Raw genomic sequence first — 21,352 nt, 5'->3', positions numbered from 1 at the left:
CCTGTTCCCCGGGCTGTACGCCACCGCCGGCGTGTACGACGACCCGACAGCCATGGAGAACTTCACGGCGGACCAGTGTCCCCGCGCTGACGCGCGGTTCGTCGGGAAGAACGTGGGCTGCTGGATCAATACCGAGTACGATCGCCTGGTGCAAGTCGCCACCACGAGCCTCGACGACCGAGAGCGCACCAACGCGTTCCTCCATGCCCACCGGTTGTTGATGGACGACGTGGCCATCGTTACTCTGACCTACGTCACGGAGAATATCGCGTCGCGCGCGGGCCTCGCCGGGCCCGGCCCTCGCTCCCCCGCCCAAAAAGGCAACACGTGGGACGTTCACACGTGGCGATGGACGCGCGCGTGACGACCATCCGGAGGAGTTCGGTGGACTATCCACACCTGACTACCGCGATCACCCTCGCCGCTTTGGCCACATCGCTCGGACTCAGCGCCTGCCAGAGCCCACAACCCAGTCGCCCAGAGGGGACCGCGCCCGCGGACGCCCACGCGGGACAGCACACCCTCGTGATCGTCGCCAACCAGGTCCCCACCGACTTCGCCGCGAAGGGGCTGGCCGGCGGCACCGGCGCCGCGACCGGCGTAGCCGAAAACGTCGCCGGCACGATATTCAACGCGACGCTCGCCATCGCCGACGACCGCGGCCGAGTCTCGCCCTATCTCGCCTCCGCGCTCCCGAAGCTCAATACCGACTCGTGGAAGCTGTTCCCCGACGGTTCGATGGAGACGACCTACACGCTGAAACCCAACCTGACCTGGCACGACGGCCAGCCGTTGACGGCGGAGGACTTCGTCTTCGCGTGGGAGGTCTACGCCACTCCCGCGTACGGCGTCGACCGCAGCATCCCGATCCGCTTCATGTCCCAGGTGCTCGCCCCCGACCCATCCACCGTGGTTATCCGCTGGAGTGAGCGATATGCCGATGCCGGTCGACTGACAGACGAGCTCCCACCCTTGCCGCGGCACATCCTCGAGGCCCAGCACCGCCAGAGCGTCGAGGGCTCCGAGGCGTCGCTGCCCAACAGTCCGTTCTGGAACACCAACTACGTGGGCGCCGGTCCCTACAAGGTGGACAGCTACGACCCGGCCGTCTCCATCGAGGCCTCCGCCTTCGACGCCCACATCCTCGGGCGACCGAAGATCAATCGGGTCAGCATCCGGGGCATTCCGGACGTGAACGCCGCCCTGGCAGCGACCATCGCCGGCGATGTGGACTTCGCCGCCGACCTGTTCCGCGCCGAGGAGGGGCTGATTCTGGAGCGCGACTGGGTCTCGCGAGGAGCGGGCGTCGTCCTGTGGGAGGCGCTCGGCTCACGCACCCTCAATTTCCAGTTCAATCCCGAGTTCGCCTCCCCGCCGGAGATCGCTACCGACGTTCGGGTCCGGCAGGCCATTGCCCATGCCATCGACAAGAAGGAGTCGTACGACGTGGTGACGGGCGGCCATGGACTCCTCGCCGATGCGCGCACCCATCCGGGCGAGGAATATTACCCACAGGTAGACCGCGAGATCACCAAATACCCCTACGATCCTCGTCGGGCCGAGCAGCTCATGATCGAGGCCGGCTACACGCGCGGCTCCGGCGGCGGGTGGCTGACCCCACGCGGGACGGGCGCAGAGCTGCCCGTCTGGTTCACCGGCGGCGCTTCCCTCTTCGAGCAGGAAAACTCGATTATCGTCGCCCAGCTCAAGCAATTCGGGTTCGACGCGGTGTCAAAGCGATTCCCCTCCAGCGGGACGCGCGAGGATCGCGCCAAGCTGCCCGGCATGCTGGCCGTGGGATCGAACTTGATCACCCAGTACCACACCGATGAGATCCCGAACGCCGCCAACCGCTGGTCGGGCGGCAACCGAGGGAACTACTCGAACCCCGAGCTGGACGGCCTCATCGACCGCTCCCTCGAGGAGGTCAACCCCGATCAGCTCCTTCGGCTCACAATTCAGATGGAGAAGATCGTGAGCGCGGATCTTCCCGGCATCTTCCTCTACTGGCACTCCCGCGCATGGGCGCACGTCGCGAGCCTCAAGGGCCCGAAGATCCGCACGTCCCTCAAAGGCGGAAGTCCACTGCGCAACATCCACGAGTGGGAGTGGACGCAGTAGCGGCTCCAATCACGACTTGGTCCACTCCGCCACGTTCCAGAATTCCAGGGTCTCGGTCGTCCCCGCCGCCGGACCCTTCAACGACGCCACAAACCCGATCGGGCTGATGTTGAAGTAGAGCGGCAGCGACGGCACTTCGTCGCTGATGATCTTCATCATGCTCACGATGTCCTGGTTGCGCTGCGAGCGGTCCAGCGTCGAGTTGAATGCCTGCCACAGGCGATCGACCTCGGGGTTCACCCACCCGTTGCGGTCGTTCCCCGCCCAGCGGTTCGCCGCCGTCCCGATCTCGCCCGAGTAGAAGATGTTGAGGGCCGATTCATACACGCCCGTGGAAGTGATGTACAGGTCCGGGAACGTGTTGCGCACCTCGTTGTTCCGCACCTGGACCGCGGCGAGGAGCACCGGCTGGATGTCGATTCCAATCCGGGCCCAGCCATCCTGGATGATGCTCATCTCCCGATCGAATTGCGCGCCGGAGTCGGTCTGGACGGTTGGGCGAAACCGCTCGCCCGACGCGCTCACGAACGTGCCGCTGGCGTCCTTCGAATAGCCCGCCTCGTTCATGAGCTGTTCGGTTCGGGTCGGGTCGAATGGATAGCGCGTGATGGCTCGCTGCACATCGTCGTAATACGGGAGCCCGGGCGGCACGAACGACTCCGCCATCAACCCCTGGTTTTCAAACAGCGCGTCGTTGAGGGCCTGGCGATCGATCGCGTGCATCAGGGCGCGCCGGACGCGCACGTCGGAGAGCGCACGAGTCTTCAGAAAGTCCGACCGGAACTGGACGAGGATCTGGTGGCGGGTGCCCGGCCGCATCAGGACCGTCCCGCCCCGATTGTCCGGGCCCCACTGCCGCTGCAGCTCAATGGCATGTTCGAATCGGAGCGCATTGTCGGTCGCGATGTCGGCGGAGCCCGCGAGCAGGTTCGTCATCGCCGTGTTTTCGTCCGGAATGAACCGAACGACCAGGCGATCGATTTTGGGCCGACCGAGCGCGTGACCATCGAACGCGCTGCCCTCGATGGACGTCCCCTGCGTCCATTCGACCAGCTTGAACGGCCCCGCGCCCACGTAGTCCGTCGTCCAGAACGAGCTGCCCATCAGCACGTCCTGATCGGTCGGGTCCTGGAGGAAGGCATCCAGCGCGCTGCTGAGGATGTGGCGGGGCAGCGGGTCGAGGTCGCCATCGGAAAGGGAGCCGGCCCCCGGATACAGGCTGCGCCAGCGAATCACGACGGTTCGCGGGTCCGGCGCCTCCACCGACTCGATCTGGTCTTGCGGCTTGCTGATAAACCCCCCGATCCCGGGCGCCGTGTACACGTGGTAGGCAAAGACGAAATCATCCGCGGTCAGCGGCGAGCCGTCGTGCCACGTGAGGTTTGGCTTCAGTCGGTACGTTGTCTCCATGTGGTTGTCGGGCGTCACCTGCCACGAGTCGGTGTTGACCTGGGGGAGACTCGCCGCGAGGTATGGCTGCGGGGATCCGGTGCCGTCGATCAGGGACAGGGCCGCGTTGAACTCGCGCTTCGTCGCGCTCGATGGTCCCCCCGCCACGACCTTCGCGCCCAGGTCGGACACCTCGTAGCGCACCACCAGCGTGAGGGTCAATCCCCGTCCTCCGCTCGGCGCACCGCCCTCTCCACCTCCGCCGGCCGCCCCTCGCGGCGCGGGCGCCGCCGGCGCGCAGGCGGCCAGATAGATCGTGAGGGCGGCCAGCACTGGCGCTATTCGTGGTCCTCGCATGGGTCCTCCCGAATTCGCATGCTCTCTCCACAGGGATGTGACGACCGGTTCTTTGCGTGATCATACCGCCCGCTCTTCCGTCACCGTTGTCCAGCGCCCGATTGACGCGCCAGCCCCGTCGCGCCTACGATCCGGTGCAAGGCCCACGAACGCGGAGGTGGGGAACGCCGAGCGCCCCGCACGAGTCCAGCATCGCCGCCCAGCTCGCCGCCTTCTGCGCCGAGCTGCGCTTCGCCGACCTACCGCGCGCGCCTGTCGAGCGCGCCAAGGAGCTGCTCCTCGACTTTCTCGGCGTCTGTTTTCGGGGCATGGACACCGAGTCGAGCCAGGCCGCCGTGAGGTCGATTCGGGCGCTCTCGCCCCCCGGCGCCGCCTCCATCCTCGGCGACCCGACGGGCGCGCCGGCCGCCTGGGCAGCCCTGGCCAATGGTACGGCGGCCCACGCCCTCGAGATGGACGACGTCACCGCGCGCTCTTCTCTGCATCCGGGCGTGGCCGTCTTCCCGGCTGCGCTCGCGCTGAGCGAGGAGCTCGGGTCACGCGCCGAAGACCTCCTGGTCGCGGTGGCGGCCGGCTACGAAGTGACTATGCGCGTGGGAAATGCCCTCAACGCGGCATCCGCATATCGACGCGGCTTTCACCCCACCGGGGTCGCTGGCGCATTCGGGGCCGCCGCGGCCTCCGCGACGCTGCTGCGCCTCGACGCGGAGCGCACCGCGCATGCCCTCGGGGTCGCGGGAACGATGGCGGCGGGGTCGCTCGAGTACCTGAGCGACGGCTCGTGGACCAAGCGGCTCAACGCCGGATGGGCCGCCCACTGCGGTGTCGTCGCAGCGCGGCTCGCGGCGGCCGGATTTACCGGCCCATCCACCGCCATCGAAGGGCCGCTCGGCCTGCTCCGAGGACACTCCGACTCCCCGCTCGCGGCCGAGGCGACCGCCGGTCTCGGTGCCGAGCTTCAACTGATGCGCGTCTCGATCAAGCCCTACGCCTGCTGTCGCTACAACCACGGCCTGATCGACTGCGTCCTCCAGATCCGGCGCGGGCATGAGATCGCACTCGAAGACGTGGAGGAGATCCGCCTGGGCGTCTTGAGTGGCGGCGCCCTCCTGGTGGCCGAGCCCATCGAGCAGAAGCGGGCCCCGCGCAACGTCGTCGACGCGCAGTTCAGCGCTGCCTTTGCCGCCGCGATCGCGCTCGCTCGCGGCGGGGCGGGCTACCGCGATTACTGTCTGGCCGCGGTGGACGATCCCGTCATCCGAGGCCTGATGCAAAAGGTCTCCTGCTACCGGGACGCGAAGCTCGACGCGGCGTATCCCGACCACTGGCCCGCCGCGGTGATGATTCGCCTCCGGGACGGCACAACGCTCGAAGCTCGACAGCCAGACCCGCTCGGCTCGCCGGAGAATCCCGTCGATCGCGCGGGTCTGGAAGAGAAGTTCGGCCAGCTCGTCGATCGCCCGTTCGCGCCCGAAGTAGCCCGCCAGGTGTGGTCCCTGCCCGAGGGCTCCGTCGACGCGATCCTGCGCCCGTTCATACCTGCGTCCGAGGTGGGCTCGTCGAGCTGACCCTCGTTTGCGAGCGCGGGGCGTCCGGCGCAGGGCCCAGGGCTCGACCCCGCGTCCGCGTCCTATAATGGGCGCCAGATTCGAGCAGGAGGGTGAATGTTGCGAATCGACTTCGTTCGGCAGGCGCTTCGGGCTCGCGTCGCCCATCTCGCATCCCTTGCCATCGCGTCGGCGCTTCTGACCGCGATCCCCCCACAGTCCGGGAGCGCGCGCGCCCAGGAAGCGCCACCCCTTCCCGACCCCGTCCCGGTGACCCTCGACGCATCGACGACCGCGTATCTCGTGCTCGATATGAACGACCGCGTGTGCCTTCAGTACCCGGCGTGTGTCGACTCAATCGGCACGGTGGCGCGGTTCCTCGATCGCGCCAGGGAGGCGGGGGCGCTCGTCGTGTACTCCACGACAACCGGCGGCAACGTCTTGCCAGAGGTGGCTCCCCGCGAGGGAGAACCGGTCGTCACGGGCCGGTCCGACAAGTTCTACCAGACGGATCTCGCGGACATCCTCGCCTCGCACGGCATCCAGACGGCCGTGCTCGTCGGCGTATCCGCCAACGGAGCGGTCCTCTACACCAGCTTCCAGGCGAACCTTCGGGGATACACGGTCGTCGTCGCCCAGGACGGGATTTCGTCACCCGACGACTTCACGACGTACGTCGCCCAATACCAGCTCCTTCACGAGCCGGGCTTTGCAAACGCGGACAACACCCCCCTTGCCGAGGCCCGCGTCACGCTGAGCCGAACGGACCTCATCTCGTTCCGCTGATGGCGTGGGATGGAATGGCCATCCTGGCGGCGCAGCCCGAAGGATCTCGTCTGAGAGCGATGCTTCGCTGCCGTCAGCGTGACACACCTTCAGCGCCGCTGAGCAGGGCACCGACTAGCGCGGGGATTCTTCCTTGAGGTAAAAGCCCAGCTTCGATTTGGCCGGCCAATCGTCGATGGAGAACAGGACTACGTCCTGACGGGTCGTGTTCTCGTGGCTGTGCCACGCCCATGGTGGGATGGCGAAGATATCGCCCTTGTGCCACTCGAGTCGCTCGCCGTCAATGATGGTCAGGCCCTCGCCCTCGAAGACGTGATAGAAGACGTTGCTGTTGTGCCGATGGCTCAGTGTCTTCTGATGAGGGGTCAGGAGCTGGACGTGCCAGGCCATCGTCGGGAGCGTCGGCCCGCCGTCGACCGGGCTCCGAAACATCAGGCGTAGGCCGTCGTACGGGTCCCCGTCGACTTCGCTTGCTCGCATCGCGGCGAGCGCAGCCTCCGTCTCGGCCCACGGATAGCGGACGACCGGTAGGGGGAAGACGGGTCCCGCCACGCCTTCGCCGAGTCCCAGGGCGTTCACAGCGTAACCTTCTGGCCGGCTGATCTCCTGGTACGGGGCGTCGTTCGGCAAGCGCTCGTTGATGTTGGCGCCCATATAGCCGTTGTCGTACCCGTCGACGAAGAGGGCCGGCGTGGAGCCCTGGTTCCAGTGGTCGTGAAACGTCCAATTGGGGCTGATCACCACGTCGCCCCGCTTCATGGGGTACGCCTCGAAGTCGCACACGAATACCGCTTCTTCCGGCGCTTCGACGACGAGCCGCGTTTCGCTCCGCATGTTCCGGTGAGCCTGCGTGCGTTCCCCGGGCATCAAGATCTGCACATTCATCCAGATGGGGAAGTTGCGCGCCTCGACGCCGGTGACCGACCGCATGCCAGTCATAGCATCTGGCCCCACGGTCACGATCTTGCCCGACTGGAGCAGGCCCGCGCGAATCCCTTCCCAGCTCCAGTAGGCCGCGGCGTTGCCCTTTCGGGGCGGCGGGAGGTGAGCCCTGCTCAGGCCCGCGCCGGCGAGGTGGTGCTCAGCGAGAAACCGCTCCAGGTCTTCGGTGGTCGTGCCAACGTCGCTCATCAAGCCGCCCCTCAGCTCTTGTCGAGATGCCAGTACCGCACAGCGTTGCCGGCCAGGATCTTGTGCGCGTCGCCCTGGGGCACCCCCCGGAACATGTCGGGGATGACCACCGATTGGGTGTTGGGCCAATCGCCCGCGGCATGGGGAAAATCCGTGCCGAACATGATTCGGTCCGCGCCGATGGCATCCCGAAGCTGGATGCCGACCGGATCGTAGAGCGTCCCCCAGTACGTGTGCTCCTTCATGTACTCGCTCGGCATCCGCTCCAGGTCCTCCAGGCCCCAGAAGTGCCGCATCATCGGCTGGTAGCGCCGATAGTTGTCGTCGAGCATGAAGAGGCAAAAGGGAATCCATCCGGCCATCGTCTCGGCGAAGTACATCTGGAGCGTCGGAAACCGGTCGAACACGCCCGCGTACGCGAGCTGCATCGCTCCCATGGCCCATTGCGCACCCTGGTTTGAAAACAGGAGCGCCAAGGCGTCGTCCTTGTGGTTGTCCGGCGACTCGATGACGCGCGGATACTTGAACACGGGCTCCTGGCGACCTGGCCCGCCGAACTTGCCAAACCGTCCACCAAAGTGCCGCGCAAGGGCCATCTCCATCTCGACGGCGGCTGCCCAGAATCGATCGTCTTCCGCCGTCGGATAGCCGTGGCCGCTGGGAAACGTCGTGAGCGTCACGCCTTTGAATCCCAGCCGCTTGCAGTGCTCCAGCTCGCGGATCGCGTCGTCGACGCCGGTGGTGGGAATCGTCCCCTGGGGAATGAGCCGGTCCGGCGCGACCGACATGTACTCTTCGGCGAGGTACTCGTTGTACGTTGAGACGAGGCACAGGTACAGGTCGTCGTCTTTGGCGTTCCGGAACATCTGGTCGGCCCAGGTGAAGAGGATCTCGGCGTCAACCCCGTCCCGGTCCATCTCCGCGATGCGCTGCTGCGGCGTTCCATTTCCGACCGGCTCGGAGAACTTCGGCACCATGAAGGGGATCTCCTCGAACGGCACGCCCACGTTCCGCGTGATGCCGATCGAGTTGGGCGGCCCCCCGTCGCACTGCACGGCGTCTGACCCGTTGGGCAGTACGATGCGCTTCGGGGCGCGGTCGCGCCACTTGGCCGGCACGCGATTCGTCCACACTTCCGGGTTCAGATCCAGATGCGAGTCAGCGGAAACGACGCGGTACGTTCTCGCCATCGTTGACTCCTTCGCCCGGCCCCGCTCGGCGCCGGGTCATTGCTCTGCGCGAAGCTCCCACTCGCCGATGTTCCAGTACGGCAGCGTCGCGGGCGACAGCGCCCCGAAGCCGGACGTGCCCGGATCAGGCCCGGAGAGGCCGGCCACCTGCGCGTTCACCTGGAGCCCAATATACATCGGGTAGACCGGCACGTCGTCGCTGATGAGCTTCAGCATCTGGATGCCAAGCCGCTCGCGCTCGTCCCGATCGAGCGTCCCGGAGAAGGAATCGTACACGCGGTCGTACTCGGCGCTCGACCAGCCTCCGCGGTTGTCGCCGGTCCATCGATTGGCCGCCGAGCCGATCTCCGCGCCTATCAGGCTCCGCTCCTCGAATCCGCCGCCGCGGGATGCCATGCCCGGAAATGTCTGCCGGGCTTCTCGGTCGCGGGCCTCCGCGGCGGCCAGGACCGATCCACTCACGTCGAAACCCGCCCGACGCCAGGTGTCGATGAGGATCGCTTGGCCGCGCTCGAACTCCGGACCCGCGGTGACGCGAACGTCGGTGTGGAACCGGTCGCCGGTCCGCGTCGCATAGAAGCCGTCCTGGTCCTTCGTATAACCCGCCTCGGCCATGTACTGTTCGGCGCGGCGGACGTCATAGGGATATTTCGTGATCGCTCGATCGACGTCCGCAAAGTACGAGACCGTCGGCGGGACCAGTGTGTCGCCGGTGAATCCCTGCCCTTCGAAGAGGCCGGCGTTCAGGGCGTCGCGGTCGATGGTCGCCGCCATTGCGCGCCGGACGCGCGCGTCGAGCTGGCCGGGGTGCGCCGCAAACTCCGGTCGAAGCTGCACCATCTGCACCACGGCGCTGCTGGGCTTGAACATCACCTTCCCTTTGCCCAGGGCTTCCCACTCGCGCTTCAGCACCTGCCCATGCTCGAATCGGAGGGTGAAGTCCGCGGTGAAGTCGGCGTTGCCCGCGAGCACGGCGCTCAGGACGGCGTTTTCGTCGCCGATGATCCGCACCACGATGCGATCGATCTTCGGCCTGCCGAGGGCGTAGCCGTCGAACGCCGCCGCGTCGAACTGCGCGCCCGGCGTCCAGCGCTCGAGCCGGTACGGGCCAGCGCCCACGTAGTCAGTCGTCCAGAAGGGTAGGTTCACGAACGTGTCCGGGGCGGCGGATCCGTCTTCGACTGCGGCCAATGGCCCTTCGAGGATGTGCCGCGGAAGCGGGTCCAGGTCGCCAAAGATGAGGGCGCCGGCGCCCGGGTACGCGGCATTCCACTGAATGACGAGGGTCTGGGGATCGGGCGCCAGCACCTGGCCGATGCGGTCCTGCGGCTGGGGCGTGAAGATGCCGAAGGAAGGATTCTGATAGACCCGCGCGGCAAACACGAAATCGTTCGCGGTCAGCGGCTGCCCGTCGTGCCACGTCAGGCTCGGACGGAGCCGGTAGGTCGTCTCCATCCGACCGTCGGGATACAACCGCCACGCGTCGGTGTTGAGACGCGGCAGGTCCGCCGCCAAATCCGGCCGCGGTCGTCCCTGGCCATCGATGAGGGCAAGATCGGCGTTGAAGAGCCGCTTCGTTACGACGGGGCTGCTGCTTCCAGGGATCTTCGCGGCGAGGTCGGTCACCTCGTAGCGCACGATCATGGTCATCGTTCGGCTGCCGCCAGACCTCGTCGCCGCCTCCGGTCCGCGCGGAGCGCTGGGCTGGCTCGTCCCCGGGGCGGTGCACGCTGCCGCCGCAACCGCGCACGCCGCGAGTCCCAGGCGAAGTGGGAGACGGACCCTCATCAGCGCCAGACCCGTCACTGATCGTATGGGAGGTACCGCTTCCAGATGCTTCGCCAGTCCTCGGAGTTCGGAACCACGACGTCGACGGCTCCGATGTGTCCAAGATTGTTCGCCCCCTGCGTGCGAATCACGTGGGGCGGGTCACGGCCCTCCTGCACGTCGTTGATCGCCTTGAGGAGCAAGAGCCGCTGCATCACGATCGCCTTGTCCGTGTAGCCCGTGTGCTCCTGCGTGCGGTCCTGGATCCTGCCGGGCCCTTCCGTCGCCATGGCGTCGTGAACGTGGAAGAAGCTCCCCAGGCCGATGAAGCTGCGCGTCTTCATTTCCTCCCGGTCCTGCAGGTACCGGTTCTCGCGGCTGCGTCGGAGACGGTAGTCCGGGCCGATCTCGATCCCGATCCCGCGGCGCGCTTCCGCGCCGTCGAGCGGCTGCTTCCGATTGAAGTTGATCATGTACTTCCAGTGCCGCTCGTCGTCGATGGGCACGTGCCAGTTCACCCCGTATCCGTCGCCGCGCCCGCCGCCCGCGAAGGCGGAGAGGTTCGGATAGATGAAGTTGGACACACGCACGTAGCGGTCGTCGTCTCCCGCGTCGCGCAGCGCGAAGATTCTGATCCCGAAGTCCGTCTGCTCGATCTCGATGGTCGGCGCCGGATCGCGGCCGAACAGCTCGTTGGATGAAACGTTACCGTTCGTGCTGAGGGTCGCGGGGCGGGCGGTGTTCGGGTCCTCCCGAAGGAACCGGTGGAGGAACGAGAGGTGCGCGGGGTCGATGTTGCCCTCGTTTCCCTGGAGATAGTTGCACTCGTAGACCGTCTTGGTGACGTAGCGATTGCCCTCCGGAACGTGGAGAAACTCGTAGCTGGGGAACAGGGGCGGCTCGCCCGGCCCGAGGTACGCGAAGATCATCCCCCCGGCCTCGTGGCAGGGGTACGACGTCTGGCGAATCCGCTCGTGGAACGTCGAGCCCGCGGGCTCGCCGGGCTGCTCCAGGCACTTGCCGTTCACGTCAAACAGCCAGCCGTGATAGATGCAGCGAATCCCGCCATCCTCCAGGCGACCGTAGCTCAGATCCGCACCGCGGTGGGGACAGTGCAGGCCGAGAAGCCCAGGCCGTCCGGGCTGGCCCGAGTCGGTCGAAGACTCACGAAACAGAACGAGGTCCTCACCCAGCAGGCGAATGGGTACCGGCGCTCCGCCCGCCGGCAGCTCCTCGGAGAGGGCGGCCGGCTGCCAGTATCGCCGCAGCAGGTCGCCGCCCGGCGTGCCAGGACCGGTGCGCGTCAGCAGCTCGTTTTGCTCCTGGGTCAGCATGGTGACACCTCCACGTACGGGGTCGTTTGCCGCGTCATGGCAGCCCCAGCTCGCGCCACCGGGCGGCAGCCTTGCTCATCAAGCCGCTGCTCACCTTGTTGATGGGGGCCAGGTTCTTGAACTTGAACTTGAACGAAGCGTTGAGCCCCGTCGGGTCGGGGATCTGGCTATCGATGTCGTACTCTTCGGCGCGCGACCGCTGCCCGTTCATCAACGTGTCGTGGACCGCCTTCCCGGTGAAGACGTCTTCTCGGGGTCGAACCGCCGTGACGACCCGCCACATGACTTCGTTCCAGTTCCGCACGTCGCAATCGTCGTCGACGACGATCACCCAGCGGTTGGGAGTGATTCGCCAGCAAGCGTCGACGATGCGCCGGGCGTCGCTCGGATCCTGGATATCGGCCGCGACGATGATGCCGCCCCAGCCCCGGCCGCCGAGCTCCGGGAGATACGCGCGCTTGACCGGAAGGTCCGGCGCATCGCGCCGAAGCCGATCCTGGAACGCCCCGGAGCGAAAGAGCCAGCGCGGGTAGTCCTCTTCCAGCAGGCAGATGATGCCGTAGTTCACGGGATTGCGGCGATGGGTCACGCAGTCGACGTGGATCAGGAACGCCTGCTCGTTCTGGCCGTAGAATCCGCCGGCCTCGCCGTGCGGCCCTTCGACGTGGCGCTCGCCCGGCCGAAGCTCCCCCTCGATGATGTACTCGGCGTTCGCGGGAACGAGGAGATCGCTCGTCTCGCACTTGACCAGCTCCGTCGGCGCGCCGCGCCATGCGCCCGCGGCCTCGTACTCCATATAGCCGTTCTCGTCGACGGCCACCGGGCTGCCAGAGGCGAGGGTCAGCAGGGGATCCATGCCGATGGCGATCGCCAGCTTCGTCGCCTGACCGCGCGCCTCGTTCTTGAGGACTCGCGGGCTGAGCTGCCCGCAGATGGTCAGCGTGTTCTTATCGACGATCATCGCGCGGTAGGTGCCCATGTTGAGGATGCCGGTGTCTGGATCGCGGTCGATCACGCCGGCGGCCGTCCCGATGTACTGGCCGCCATCGAGCTCGTGCCACCAGGGCGTTGGCATCTCCAGCAGATTCACGTCGTCGCCGAAGAATTTCTCCTCTTTGCACGGGCCCGAGTCCAGCACCACCGACGGGATGCGATTCTTGTGACCCTCGACGATGATCGAGTAGATCTTTTCGGCGTCGGGCTCGGTATTGAATGCGAGGGCGAGCTGCTCCACGCTGTAGATGATGTTGCTGACAAGCAGCTTGCCCTTGTAGCCCTTTACGTTCTCAAAGATGAGGCCTGGACCGCCGTGCTCCATTCCGTAGGTGCAGAGCGCCCCGATCTCGTGCTTCAGGTCAACCTCGCCCGTGACCCGGGTGAGGAGCCCGGCCTCCTCCAGGAGGTCTAGGTACTCGCGTAGGTCTCGATATTGCACGCGCTGCTTTGCCGCCACGGCCACGGTGCGCCTCCTCTCGCCGCTCGCGATGCCCTTTGACGTTCAATGCGGGGTCGGAACCTGGTGGGACATGAAGACTTCGGCGCGCCGGCGCGCCGACTCCATGATGCCCAACACGACTTCGAGCGTGGCTTCGCCCCAGCGTCCATCGTGACGCACGGGCCTGCCATTGACGACGGCGTCGTACAGCTCATCCAGCTCCGCGGCGCGGCCGTGCGCTCCGAGGGGAACAGGCTCCTCCCATCTCTTCTCGTCGCCATAGATGATCAGGCCATCTTGCGACTGCCGAATGTCTCCGTGCTCGCAGCTCACGATGGTAAGCCCGAAGAACGGCTGGTGGCGCTCGCCACCACCCTCTTCCCGGCCCTGGGTGCGCGAACCGCCGTAACGCTGTGACTCCTTGAGGAGCGTCTCGTCGCCAGATTCTTTCAGCGCGCGGCGCACCCGGAGATTCGTCTCCGGCGACCGAGGCTGTCCACCTTCACCCACCCACCAGAAGAATTCCGCCGTATCGAAGTGGCCGTACCCGTTGTAGACGAGCGTGGCGGGCGTGCCATCCTCGAACTCGAGATAGGCGCACCACGCCCCGTCCGTCTTTCGGTCCGCGTCCCAGTTGCCGGTCATCGCCCGCACGCTGCGGACCATCCCGCCGCCGATGAGCCGGACGACATCCACCATGTGCGGGCCTTGATTGAACACCACGTTGCCGCCGACCTTGGGGTCCAGCTCGTGCGGCATCCGGGGACGGTACATGAACTCGTTGAAGTTCCACGTGTTGATCATGCGGAGCTTACCGAGATCCCCGCCCTGGACGATCTGCTGAATCTTCTGAATCGGCGCGTCGAAGCTGTGGGTGTGGCCGCAGAGCAGGCGGACGCCGTTCCGCTCCGCTGCAGAGTTCATCCGCTCGCACTCGGCGAGGTCGAGCCCCATCGGCTTCTCGACGATGACGTGCTTGCCGTGCTTAGCGGCGGCGACCACGTGCTCGCAATGCAAGTGGTTGGGGCTGCAGACGTAGACCGCGTCAACGTTCGGGCTGGCGCACATCTCGGCCACGCTGGTGTAGGTCTCCGCCTCGAACTCCTGCGCGAACTTCTTCAGGGCTTCGGGCCGGATGTCGGCGGCCGCCGCGACCTGGAGATGCGGCCGGCCGGCGAAGGCCGGGAGGATCTGGGTGCTCGCGATCCCGAGCCCCGCGATGCCCATGCGCAGGACCCGCGTGCTCGCCTGGTCGGCCGCTGCCACATGCCTCTCCTTTCGCAGCTCGGTGCCCGAGCCCCGCGTCCAATGGTACGCCCGCCGATGCTGTTGTATATAGGGGTGCCGACCCGAGGGTCAAATAGGAGGGCGATCATCTCCAGCGGGCGCAGAATCTCGACGAGCAATAGACGAGCAATAGATGTGAGAGGCGTCGCACCTCGGTCGAGGATTGGGACTGCCGGACGGACTTTCGACAATGAGCGGTCCGACCGAGTTGCCGTCAGCGAACCTCGCTACCTACGTCATTGCACGCTTGAACAACGTTACGCGTTCACCCATGTCTCCCAGTCAATCCCCAGGTCTCGCACCGCTGCTCGCAGCGTCCCGAGCTTCAGATCCTTGGGTCCCCAATCAGGGAGGACAGTGATCCCACCCGTGGCCGGATTGCTCCACTTGCGGTGTGAACCACCGCTGCGCCTCGGCAGCTCCAGACAGCCGAGCCGCCGCAGCCTGGCGGCGGCTCGACTGTAGTTCACAGAGAGGGGACCAGGAGGTCAAACTCCACCGCCCCTGCCTCGGGGTCTTGGACGAGGCCGCTCGGAATAGGCCGGCCCGTGTCTTCGTACAGCTCGAGCGTAGCGCGAAGCGCGTCGCGGACGTTCGCCAGCGCTTCCTCAAGTGAGTCACCCTCAGTGACCAGCCCCGTCAGGGCCGGACAGGTCACCGTATAACCTCCCTCGGCCTGAGGCGTCAGCACAACGGGCACTCGGTACACACGCGCCATAGTCAGCTCTCCTCCCTGGTGAACGCCGCCTCGCCGTCGCGCGTCATTGCCTCTCCACGTCGCTGACAAACGGCTCGCCAGGGGCCGTCGAATCATCGCCCTCAGGGTGCCGTTTCGCACGGCCAAATTCACCGCGATCCGCTCCCGGACCGCGAGATACCGCCCCGCGTCCAATGGCACGCCCGCCGATGCTGTTGTATATAGGGGTGCCGACCCGAGGGTCAAATAGGAGGGCGATGCGTGGGAAAGCTGGCCGAGGCTGCCGTGGCGAACCTCCGCCACGAACGCGATGAGACGTTGCGATCGCTGCTCACCCTGGCCGAGTCAGACTGCCGCTACCCGGCCCGGTGGGCCGGCACCGACCGATCGGTGAACTTCCTGCTCCGCGCGTTCACGTCGCACCAGCTCGACCATCTCCAGCACGCGCAGAAGCTCCTTCGGGAGCGCGGCTGGAGCGCTACAGAGCCCCAGATCCTCCTCATGAAGGCGCAGGGACTCCTCGGCGAGCTGGAAGCGCTGTTTCTCAGCCTCTCCGACGAGGAGTTCGCCCGAGCGGGGCCGGACGAGGGCGACTGGTCGATCCAGCGCATCGTGGAGCACCTGGCGGACATCGAGCGTGCCTATCGGAGGGAGATCCTGCGCGGGGTGGCCGAGGGCCGCGCGAAGGACGAGCAAGGGCGCTGACGCACCTGACGGCTCACTGCGGGTTAGGCGCGACCGTCGACGCCTTGCGCCGATCGACGGAGGATCACACGGCCGCTTTCTCTCCGATCAGCTCCCTGACATAGCCCCGCCAATCGACACCCGCTGGGACCTGGATGCCGCCCGCCACCAGCCGGATCTCGCGGCGCTCCAGCGGGTTCCGCGTGAACATGGGCGGCTCCTTCCCCGCCAGTAGCTCGCGAATCGCCCGAAGCAAAAACAACCGCGAGGCGGCGATGCACTTGTCATTCGCCCCCAAGTTCTCCTGCGTCCTGTCCTGGATCGGCCCAGCCCCCTCGGTGACGCAGGCGTCCTGGTCCGGAAACGAGACCCCCAGGCCGGCAAAGCTCCGTTCCGTCATCTCCTCGCGGTCTTGCCGGTAGCGGTTGGCCCGATTGCGCACCGGATCGCTCGGCGCGAGCCGACTCTTCCGGATCGCCTCGTGGTCGACCTGCCGGTCCCGCGAGAACTGGACTCGGTACACCCAGTGGGCCGTGTCGTCAATGGGCACGTGCCAGTTCACGCCGTACCCGTCGCCGCCCTCCTGAAAGCTGAAGGCGCTGAAGTTCGGCACGATGAACAGGTGGATCCCGACGTGCGTGGCGCCGTCCGGCGCTTCCTGGATAGCGTAGAGGCGCACGCCAAACTCGGTCGTCTCGATCTCCGTCGTCGGTTTCAGCCACCGCCGCTTTGGACCCAGCGGCGCCGCGGAGCCGAAGGCGCCGGCCGCCGTCCAGTGCAGGAGCGGGACGTGGTGCGGGTCGAAGTTCCCCTCGTTCCCCTGCAGGTAGTTGCATGCCCGGATGACCTTCGCCACCTCGCGGCGCTCCGGCGGCGCGTGCAAAAAATCGAAGCCGGGGACGAGCGGCGGCTCTCCCGGACCAAGGTACGCGAGGATGAAGCCGCCCGTCTCCACGCACGGGTACGCAGGTTGGCGCACGCGCTCGTGGAACGAGCTCCCGGCCGGCTCGCCGGGCTGTTCGAGACAATGGCCGGTCGCGTCGTACAGCCAGCCGTGGTAGATGCATCGCAGCCCGCCATCCTCCAGCCGCCCGTAGCTGAGATCGGCGCCGCGATGCGCGCAATGCACACCCAGGAGACCGGGTCGCCCAGCTTCGTCCCGGAAGAGGACCAGATCTTCACCCAGCAGCCGAACGGGTAGCGGCGGGCTCCCCGGCGGCAGCTCCGCCTCCAGCGCGACGGGCTGCCAGTAGCGCCTCATCAGCTCGCCACCGGGCGTGCCCGGCCCGGTCCTGGTCAACAGCTCGTTCTCTTCCCTGGTCAGCACGTCATTACCTCCGCGCCAATCCCCTTGGCCGCGCTGCTCGGAAGCATCATACGTCGCGCCGTGTCTATAATGGGCACCGATCCCGCGCGCCCGAGGGGCATGCCTGATCTGACCCACTGAAGCGAATCGGGCCGTCACCGATCCGCCGTCCTGGTGAACAACCGCATTGGCGGCGTCCACGCCAACAACACCGGCTGGAACGGCCAGCTGTGGGAAGTCCGGTAGCCGCCGCCCCTCGCCGTTCCAACGCCCCGTCCGGCAACTAACCCCCAAGAGGATGCTTCTTTCCCTGCGACGGGGCATTCAGGCCGCGCGAGAAATCACCGTCCGCGATCAGCGTCCACGTTCCCGTCCGTCCCTCTTCCCTGTTCCCTCGGCTTGACGCCGGTCCATCCACGGCTATAGTAGTGGTGCCCGGACGCTGGTTCTCAGGGCCCGCGTCCGCCATGAACGACGGAGTAAGTGGATGTGAGCACTCACGAATTGCGCTTCACCCTCAACGGCGAGCCTCGGCAGGTTTCCGTCCCCGCCCATCGTCGGCTCATCGATCTCATCCGTGAGGACCTCGCCCTCACCGGCACGAAGGAGGGCTGCAGCGTCGGCGTGTGCGGCGCCTGCACGGTGATCGTCGACGGCAATACGATGTCGGCGTGCCTCTTGCCGGCCACGTACGTCGACGGCGCGACGGTGACGACCATCGAGGGCCTGTCGCCGGAAGGCGGACCGCTAACCCCCCTGCAGGACGCCTTCATCCGCCACGGCGGGTTCCAGTGCGGCATCTGCACCCCGGGCCAGATCATGGCGGCGACGGCGCTCTTGGCCGAGAACCCGCACCCGACCGTGGATGAGGTCAAGCGCTGGATGATGGGCAACCTCTGCCGGTGCACCGGCTACTACAAGATCGTGGAGTCCATCATGGCGGCGGCGGAGGTCTCTGCCCCGGTGCCCATTCCCGCGGGTGCCGCGGGCTTGTCGGGGCCGACGCACCGGATCGCGGGGTCCTGACATGCGAGAGTTCGATTTCCATCCAGCGACCTCAACCGCGGAGGCGCTCGACCTGCTGGGGCGCTACGGAGATGACGCCCACTTCATGGCCGGTGGTACCTCGCTCATGCTCATGATGCAGCAGGGGCTGGTGCAGCCGGGACACGTCGTCGGTTTGCGCAACATCCGCGAGCTGCGCGGCGTGCGTTCCGTCCCGGGCGGCGGGCTCGAGATCGGGGCCACCACGACCCATCGTGAGGTGGAGCGCGCCAAGGAAACGTCGGCGTATTGCCCCACCCTGGCCGAGAACTTCTCGCGGATCGCCACGGTGCGAATCCGCAACCAGGCGACGATCGGCGGCAATCTGGTCCACGCCGACCCGGCGCAGGACCCGCCCCCGATGCTGTTGGCCCTCGACGCCGAGGCCGTGGTCGCGAGCAAGAGCGGGGAGCGTGCCATCCCCATAGACGGCTTCTTCGAGGACTTCTTCCAGACGGCTGTGCGGGAGGGCGAGCTGCTGACGGCCGTCCGCTTCCCGCGCCTGCCAGACGGCGTCCTCACGACCTACGTCAAGTTCCTGCCGCGAACCGAGGACGACTATGCCACGGTCTCCGTCGCGGCGGCGCTGAAGCTCGGCACCGATGGGCGGTGCGAGCACGTTCGCGTGGCCCTCGGCTCGGCTGGCCCCACACCGATCCGGGCCCACCAGGTGGAAGACGCCCTCAGCGGCAAACAGATCACGCCGCAGGCAATCGACGACGCGGCCGAGCTGGTCCGCGAGGAGGTGGACCCCATCGACGACGTTCGAGGCTCGGCGCGCTACAAGCGCGAGATGGCGCGCGTTTGGACCTCGCGCGCCCTGCGCGGCCTCCTCGAGCGAAGTAACGGCCGACAGGGAGGTTGAGACGATGAAGTTCGAGCACAAGGCGACGATTCCCGCGCCCATCGATCAGGTCTGGGCGTTCCTCATGGACGTGCCCAAGGTGGCCACCTGCGCCCCGGGCGTTGACTCTGTCGAGCCCCTCGGCGACGATCGCTATCGGGGAACGATCAAGGTCGCCGTCGGTCCCATCAAGCTGGCGTTGCAGGGGGACGTGTCGATCACGGAGAAGGACGACGCGGCGAAGAAGGCGTCCATGCGAGCCGACGCGGCCGATAAGCGCGCGGGCGGCGCCGTGAAGGCGGTGATGAGCATGGCCCTCACGCAGACGCCCGGCAATCCCAACAGCACCGAGCTGTTGATGGAGACCGATGCCCAGGTCATGGGTCGCATCGGCGAGTTCGGCCAGCCGATCATTCGAAAGAAAGCCGAGCAGACGATGAACGAGTTCGCCAAGAATCTCCAGCAGGCGATCGCGGCCGGCCGATAGTGGCGGGACGTCTTCGCCAGAGCAGATGGCGAGCAGGGGGACACGATGGCGCAGACACAGACTTCACCCGGCGAGCGGATGCGACGGATCACGGTCGATTATGAGCGCCCGTACGAACTCTGGCTGGAGACGCTCCCGATCCCGATCCACACCGGGTACTACGTCGAGGACGTGCGCACCGTCGAGGTGGCCTGGTGGGAGGAGCGCGGGTGTAACGCGGCGATCTTGAAGCTGGCGGGCCAGGAGGGCATCACCGAAGCGCGTGTGACCGAGATCCCACCGGGGAAGTCCCTCCGGCCGCTGAAGTTCGCCCTCGACGAGATCGTCTACGTCGCCGATGGCCGCGGCCTCACCACGGTGACGCCGCCCGACGGCGGCGCCCCGCGGACCTTTGAGTGGCAGACGCACAGTCTGTTCATGCTGCCCCGGAACTGCACCCACCAGCTCAGCAACGCCCAGGGGAATCGCCCCGCGCGACTCCTCCACTACAACCATCTCCCCATCGCCATGACGCTGGCTCCCGACCCGGAATTCTTCTTCGATAATCCCTACGGCCGCTCCGATTCGCTGGCCGCGGCAGGCGCCGACTTCTACTCGGAAGCGAAGATTTCGATGCCGGTCGAGGGCAAGAACGCGCCCGGTCTCAGCCAGGGCATGGCCTACTGGCTGGGGAATTTCTTCCCGGATATGCAGGCATGGGACAGCCTGGTTCCATTCCGCGGCCGCGGGGCTGGCGGCCATGTCGTCTGGATCCGCTATCCCGGCTCGACCATCACGAACCACATGTCGGTGTTCCCGGCCCAGACCTACAAGAAGGCGCATCGCCACGGACCCGGCGTCGTCATCATCATCCCGGGCGGCGAAGGCTACTCTGTAATGTGGGAAGAGGGGAAAGACAAGGTCTTCATCCCGTGGCACGAGGGGAGCGTGTTTGTCCCGCCCAACCGCTGGTTCCACCAGCATTTCAACGTCGGTGGTGCGGCCGGGCGCTACCTGGCGTTTCATGCTCCACGCGGCGTGATGCAGAGCGAGCGAATCGAGGACCGGGCCCGGGACCAGATCGAGTACCCGGATGAGGACCCCTGGATCCGTCAGACTTTTGAGAGCGAGCTGAGAAAGCGCGGATTGGTCAGCCTGATGCCCGAGAAGGCCTACCAGGACCGCGCATATGAGTGGGACTACCAAAGCTGAGGGGCGGGCAGGCCCGGGCCTTGTAATGATGGCATAGATCGCGTATGATATCGCCACTAACGTTGGGCGGTGTTATCATGACAAGGCGTGCCACGCAGATCTACTTGAGCGAGGCCGAGTACGCCGCGCTGCAACGCGCGGCCGACCGGTCGGGCTCCTCCATGGCGGCCATCGTGCGCGGGCTGGTGGAACAGTACCTCATCTCCGAGGAAAGCCCTCCCACGGACCTGACCGATCTCATCGGCGCCGTGAGCACCCGCGAGCCGACGGACGTCGCGACACAGAAGGACCAGATGCTCTACGAGGAGATCCTTGGCGACATTCGCGGACACGAGCGCCCTCTTCGCGTTGCTGAATCGTAGCGACCGGCATCACCCGGAGGCCGCGCGCGCGGCGCAGCAGGTGCGCGACCAGCGGGAGCCGCTATGGACGATCGACGCGGTGGCCGTGGAGCTGTGGCGGCTGCTCCGCGCCGCGGCCGGTCGTCAGGCGGCCGATCGCTTGCTCCAGGGGCTCGCGGCCGGCGGACTGGCCGTCGAGCCTGTCGCCCGCGAGGACTACGCCCGAGCGTGGCAGCTCGGACAGGACTGGCCTGACCAGGACTTCGCCCTCACCGATCGCCTGTGCTTCGCCGCGATGGAGCGCGTTCGCGCCTTTCGCGCGTGGTCCTACGACGCCGATTTCGCCGTCATCCGTCTCGGCCCAACCCGGAGCCGCGCTCTGGACCTGCTCTATTAACCTCGTGGTCCGGACGC

General features: G+C 66.7%; 21 protein-coding genes. 11 read left to right on the top strand and 10 right to left on the bottom strand.

Features of this window, described 5'->3' with window-relative positions; translation table 11 throughout:
• Together VFC51_07495 and VFC51_07490 are read left to right on the top strand one after the other, a co-directional pair.
• Positions 1-364: hypothetical protein (locus VFC51_07495; protein ID HZT06860.1), on the top strand; the 364-nt coding region annotated here is incomplete at its 5' end.
• 20 nt (positions 365-384) lie between these two features.
• A complete protein-coding gene (locus VFC51_07490) occupies positions 385-2,121 on the top strand; it encodes a peptide ABC transporter substrate-binding protein (protein ID HZT06859.1) in 1,737 nt (578 codons plus the stop codon).
• Positions 2,122-2,130: 9 nt separating this feature from the next.
• On the opposite strand, the gene VFC51_07485 is transcribed toward VFC51_07490, so the two are convergent.
• Complete coding sequence (locus VFC51_07485; GenBank protein ID HZT06858.1) at positions 2,131-3,867, bottom strand: peptide ABC transporter substrate-binding protein; 1,737 nt, start codon at positions 3,865-3,867, stop codon at positions 2,131-2,133.
• Positions 3,868-4,001: 134 nt separating this feature from the next.
• Between VFC51_07485 and VFC51_07480 the strand changes: the two genes are divergently transcribed.
• The gene (locus VFC51_07480) at positions 4,002-5,435 is read left to right on the top strand and encodes an MmgE/PrpD family protein (GenBank protein HZT06857.1); all 1,434 of its coding nucleotides are present in this window, start codon (positions 4,002-4,004) and stop codon (positions 5,433-5,435) included.
• Positions 5,436-5,531: 96 nt separating this feature from the next.
• Positions 5,532-6,200 carry an isochorismatase family protein gene (locus tag VFC51_07475; protein ID HZT06856.1) on the top strand — a complete coding sequence of 223 codons (669 nt, stop codon included), beginning with the start codon at positions 5,532-5,534 and terminating at the stop codon, positions 6,198-6,200.
• A 114-nt stretch (positions 6,201-6,314) separates the two neighbouring features.
• On the opposite strand, the gene VFC51_07470 is transcribed toward VFC51_07475, so the two are convergent.
• From VFC51_07470 to VFC51_07435, 8 genes are all read right to left on the bottom strand, one after another.
• The gene (locus VFC51_07470) at positions 6,315-7,331 is read right to left on the bottom strand and encodes a cupin domain-containing protein (protein HZT06855.1); all 1,017 of its coding nucleotides are present in this window, start codon (positions 7,329-7,331) and stop codon (positions 6,315-6,317) included.
• Positions 7,332-7,342: 11 nt separating this feature from the next.
• Positions 7,343-8,521, bottom strand: coding sequence for an amidohydrolase family protein (locus tag VFC51_07465; GenBank protein ID HZT06854.1), 1,179 nt, complete (start codon positions 8,519-8,521; stop codon positions 7,343-7,345).
• 36 nt (positions 8,522-8,557) lie between these two features.
• Positions 8,558-10,171, bottom strand: coding sequence for an ABC transporter substrate-binding protein (locus tag VFC51_07460; GenBank protein HZT06853.1), 1,614 nt, complete (start codon positions 10,169-10,171; stop codon positions 8,558-8,560).
• A gap of 152 nt (positions 10,172-10,323) precedes the next feature.
• Positions 10,324-11,622 carry a Rieske 2Fe-2S domain-containing protein gene (locus VFC51_07455; GenBank protein HZT06852.1) on the bottom strand — a complete coding sequence of 433 codons (1,299 nt, stop codon included), beginning with the start codon at positions 11,620-11,622 and terminating at the stop codon, positions 10,324-10,326.
• A 34-nt stretch (positions 11,623-11,656) separates the two neighbouring features.
• On the bottom strand, positions 11,657-13,081 hold the full coding sequence (locus VFC51_07450) for a UbiD family decarboxylase (GenBank protein HZT06851.1): 1,425 nt from the start codon (positions 13,079-13,081) through the stop codon (positions 11,657-11,659).
• A gap of 39 nt (positions 13,082-13,120) precedes the next feature.
• The gene (locus VFC51_07445; protein HZT06850.1) at positions 13,121-14,323 is read right to left on the bottom strand and encodes a Gfo/Idh/MocA family oxidoreductase; all 1,203 of its coding nucleotides are present in this window, start codon (positions 14,321-14,323) and stop codon (positions 13,121-13,123) included.
• A 278-nt stretch (positions 14,324-14,601) separates the two neighbouring features.
• Positions 14,602-14,814, bottom strand: a complete 213-nt coding sequence (locus VFC51_07440; protein ID HZT06849.1) for a type II toxin-antitoxin system HicA family toxin — start codon at positions 14,812-14,814, stop codon at positions 14,602-14,604.
• The gene (locus tag VFC51_07435; protein HZT06848.1) at positions 14,811-15,062 is read right to left on the bottom strand and encodes a type II toxin-antitoxin system HicB family antitoxin; all 252 of its coding nucleotides are present in this window, start codon (positions 15,060-15,062) and stop codon (positions 14,811-14,813) included. Before VFC51_07435 ends, VFC51_07440 begins: the two co-directional genes overlap by 4 nt.
• 240 nt (positions 15,063-15,302) lie before the next feature.
• Between VFC51_07435 and VFC51_07430 the strand changes: the two genes are divergently transcribed.
• Positions 15,303-15,746 (top strand): hypothetical protein, encoded by a 444-nt coding sequence (locus tag VFC51_07430; protein ID HZT06847.1) that lies wholly within the window; start codon positions 15,303-15,305, stop codon positions 15,744-15,746.
• A gap of 64 nt (positions 15,747-15,810) precedes the next feature.
• Here VFC51_07430 and VFC51_07425 read toward each other — a convergent pair whose 3' ends face one another.
• Complete coding sequence (locus VFC51_07425; GenBank protein HZT06846.1) at positions 15,811-17,052, bottom strand: Rieske 2Fe-2S domain-containing protein; 1,242 nt, start codon at positions 17,050-17,052, stop codon at positions 15,811-15,813.
• A gap of 468 nt (positions 17,053-17,520) precedes the next feature.
• On the opposite strand from VFC51_07425, the gene VFC51_07420 reads away from it, so the two are divergent.
• The 6 genes from VFC51_07420 (at position 17,521) to VFC51_07395 (ending at position 21,335) form a co-directional block, all read left to right on the top strand.
• Positions 17,521-18,057, top strand: coding sequence for a (2Fe-2S)-binding protein (locus VFC51_07420; GenBank protein HZT06845.1), 537 nt, complete (start codon positions 17,521-17,523; stop codon positions 18,055-18,057).
• A gap of 1 nt (position 18,058) precedes the next feature.
• Positions 18,059-18,940, top strand: a complete 882-nt coding sequence (locus VFC51_07415; GenBank protein ID HZT06844.1) for a xanthine dehydrogenase family protein subunit M — start codon at positions 18,059-18,061, stop codon at positions 18,938-18,940.
• A gap of 4 nt (positions 18,941-18,944) precedes the next feature.
• On the top strand, positions 18,945-19,406 hold the full coding sequence (locus VFC51_07410; GenBank protein ID HZT06843.1) for an SRPBCC family protein: 462 nt from the start codon (positions 18,945-18,947) through the stop codon (positions 19,404-19,406).
• A gap of 45 nt (positions 19,407-19,451) precedes the next feature.
• Positions 19,452-20,597, top strand: a complete 1,146-nt coding sequence (locus tag VFC51_07405) for a cupin domain-containing protein (protein HZT06842.1) — start codon at positions 19,452-19,454, stop codon at positions 20,595-20,597.
• 77 nt (positions 20,598-20,674) lie between these two features.
• The gene (locus tag VFC51_07400) at positions 20,675-20,959 is read left to right on the top strand and encodes a CopG family transcriptional regulator (GenBank protein ID HZT06841.1); all 285 of its coding nucleotides are present in this window, start codon (positions 20,675-20,677) and stop codon (positions 20,957-20,959) included.
• Positions 20,910-21,335 carry a PIN domain-containing protein gene (locus VFC51_07395; protein ID HZT06840.1) on the top strand — a complete coding sequence of 142 codons (426 nt, stop codon included), beginning with the start codon at positions 20,910-20,912 and terminating at the stop codon, positions 21,333-21,335. Before VFC51_07400 ends, VFC51_07395 begins: the two co-directional genes overlap by 50 nt.
• Positions 21,336-21,352 lie beyond the last annotated feature (17 nt).

This window comes from Chloroflexota bacterium, assembly GCA_035652535.1.
Lineage (GTDB): Bacteria > Chloroflexota > UBA6077 > UBA6077 > SHYK01 > DASRDP01.
Note: the sequence above shows the minus strand (reverse complement) of the source record. Positions and strands in the feature narration are given on the sequence as shown.

Bases quoted from the DNA above. Each gene is read 5' to 3' on its own strand.
- VFC51_07485 (HZT06858.1), bottom strand. From the start codon at position 3,867: ATGCGAGGACCACGAATAGCGCCAGTGCTGGCCGCCCTCACGATCTAT.
- VFC51_07475 (HZT06856.1), top strand. From the start codon at position 5,532: ATGTTGCGAATCGACTTCGTTCGGCAGGCGCTTCGGGCTCGCGTCGCC.
- VFC51_07470 (HZT06855.1), bottom strand. From the start codon at position 7,331: ATGAGCGACGTTGGCACGACCACCGAAGACCTGGAGCGGTTTCTCGCT.
- VFC51_07465 (HZT06854.1), bottom strand. From the start codon at position 8,521: ATGGCGAGAACGTACCGCGTCGTTTCCGCTGACTCGCATCTGGATCTG.
- VFC51_07460 (HZT06853.1), bottom strand. From the start codon at position 10,171: ATGACCATGATCGTGCGCTACGAGGTGACCGACCTCGCCGCGAAGATC.
- VFC51_07455 (HZT06852.1), bottom strand. From the start codon at position 11,622: ATGCTGACCCAGGAGCAAAACGAGCTGCTGACGCGCACCGGTCCTGGC.
- VFC51_07435 (HZT06848.1), bottom strand. From the start codon at position 15,062: ATGGCGCGTGTGTACCGAGTGCCCGTTGTGCTGACGCCTCAGGCCGAG.
- VFC51_07415 (HZT06844.1), top strand. From the start codon at position 18,059: ATGCGAGAGTTCGATTTCCATCCAGCGACCTCAACCGCGGAGGCGCTC.
- VFC51_07410 (HZT06843.1), top strand. From the start codon at position 18,945: ATGAAGTTCGAGCACAAGGCGACGATTCCCGCGCCCATCGATCAGGTC.
- VFC51_07405 (HZT06842.1), top strand. From the start codon at position 19,452: ATGGCGCAGACACAGACTTCACCCGGCGAGCGGATGCGACGGATCACG.
- VFC51_07400 (HZT06841.1), top strand. From the start codon at position 20,675: ATGACAAGGCGTGCCACGCAGATCTACTTGAGCGAGGCCGAGTACGCC.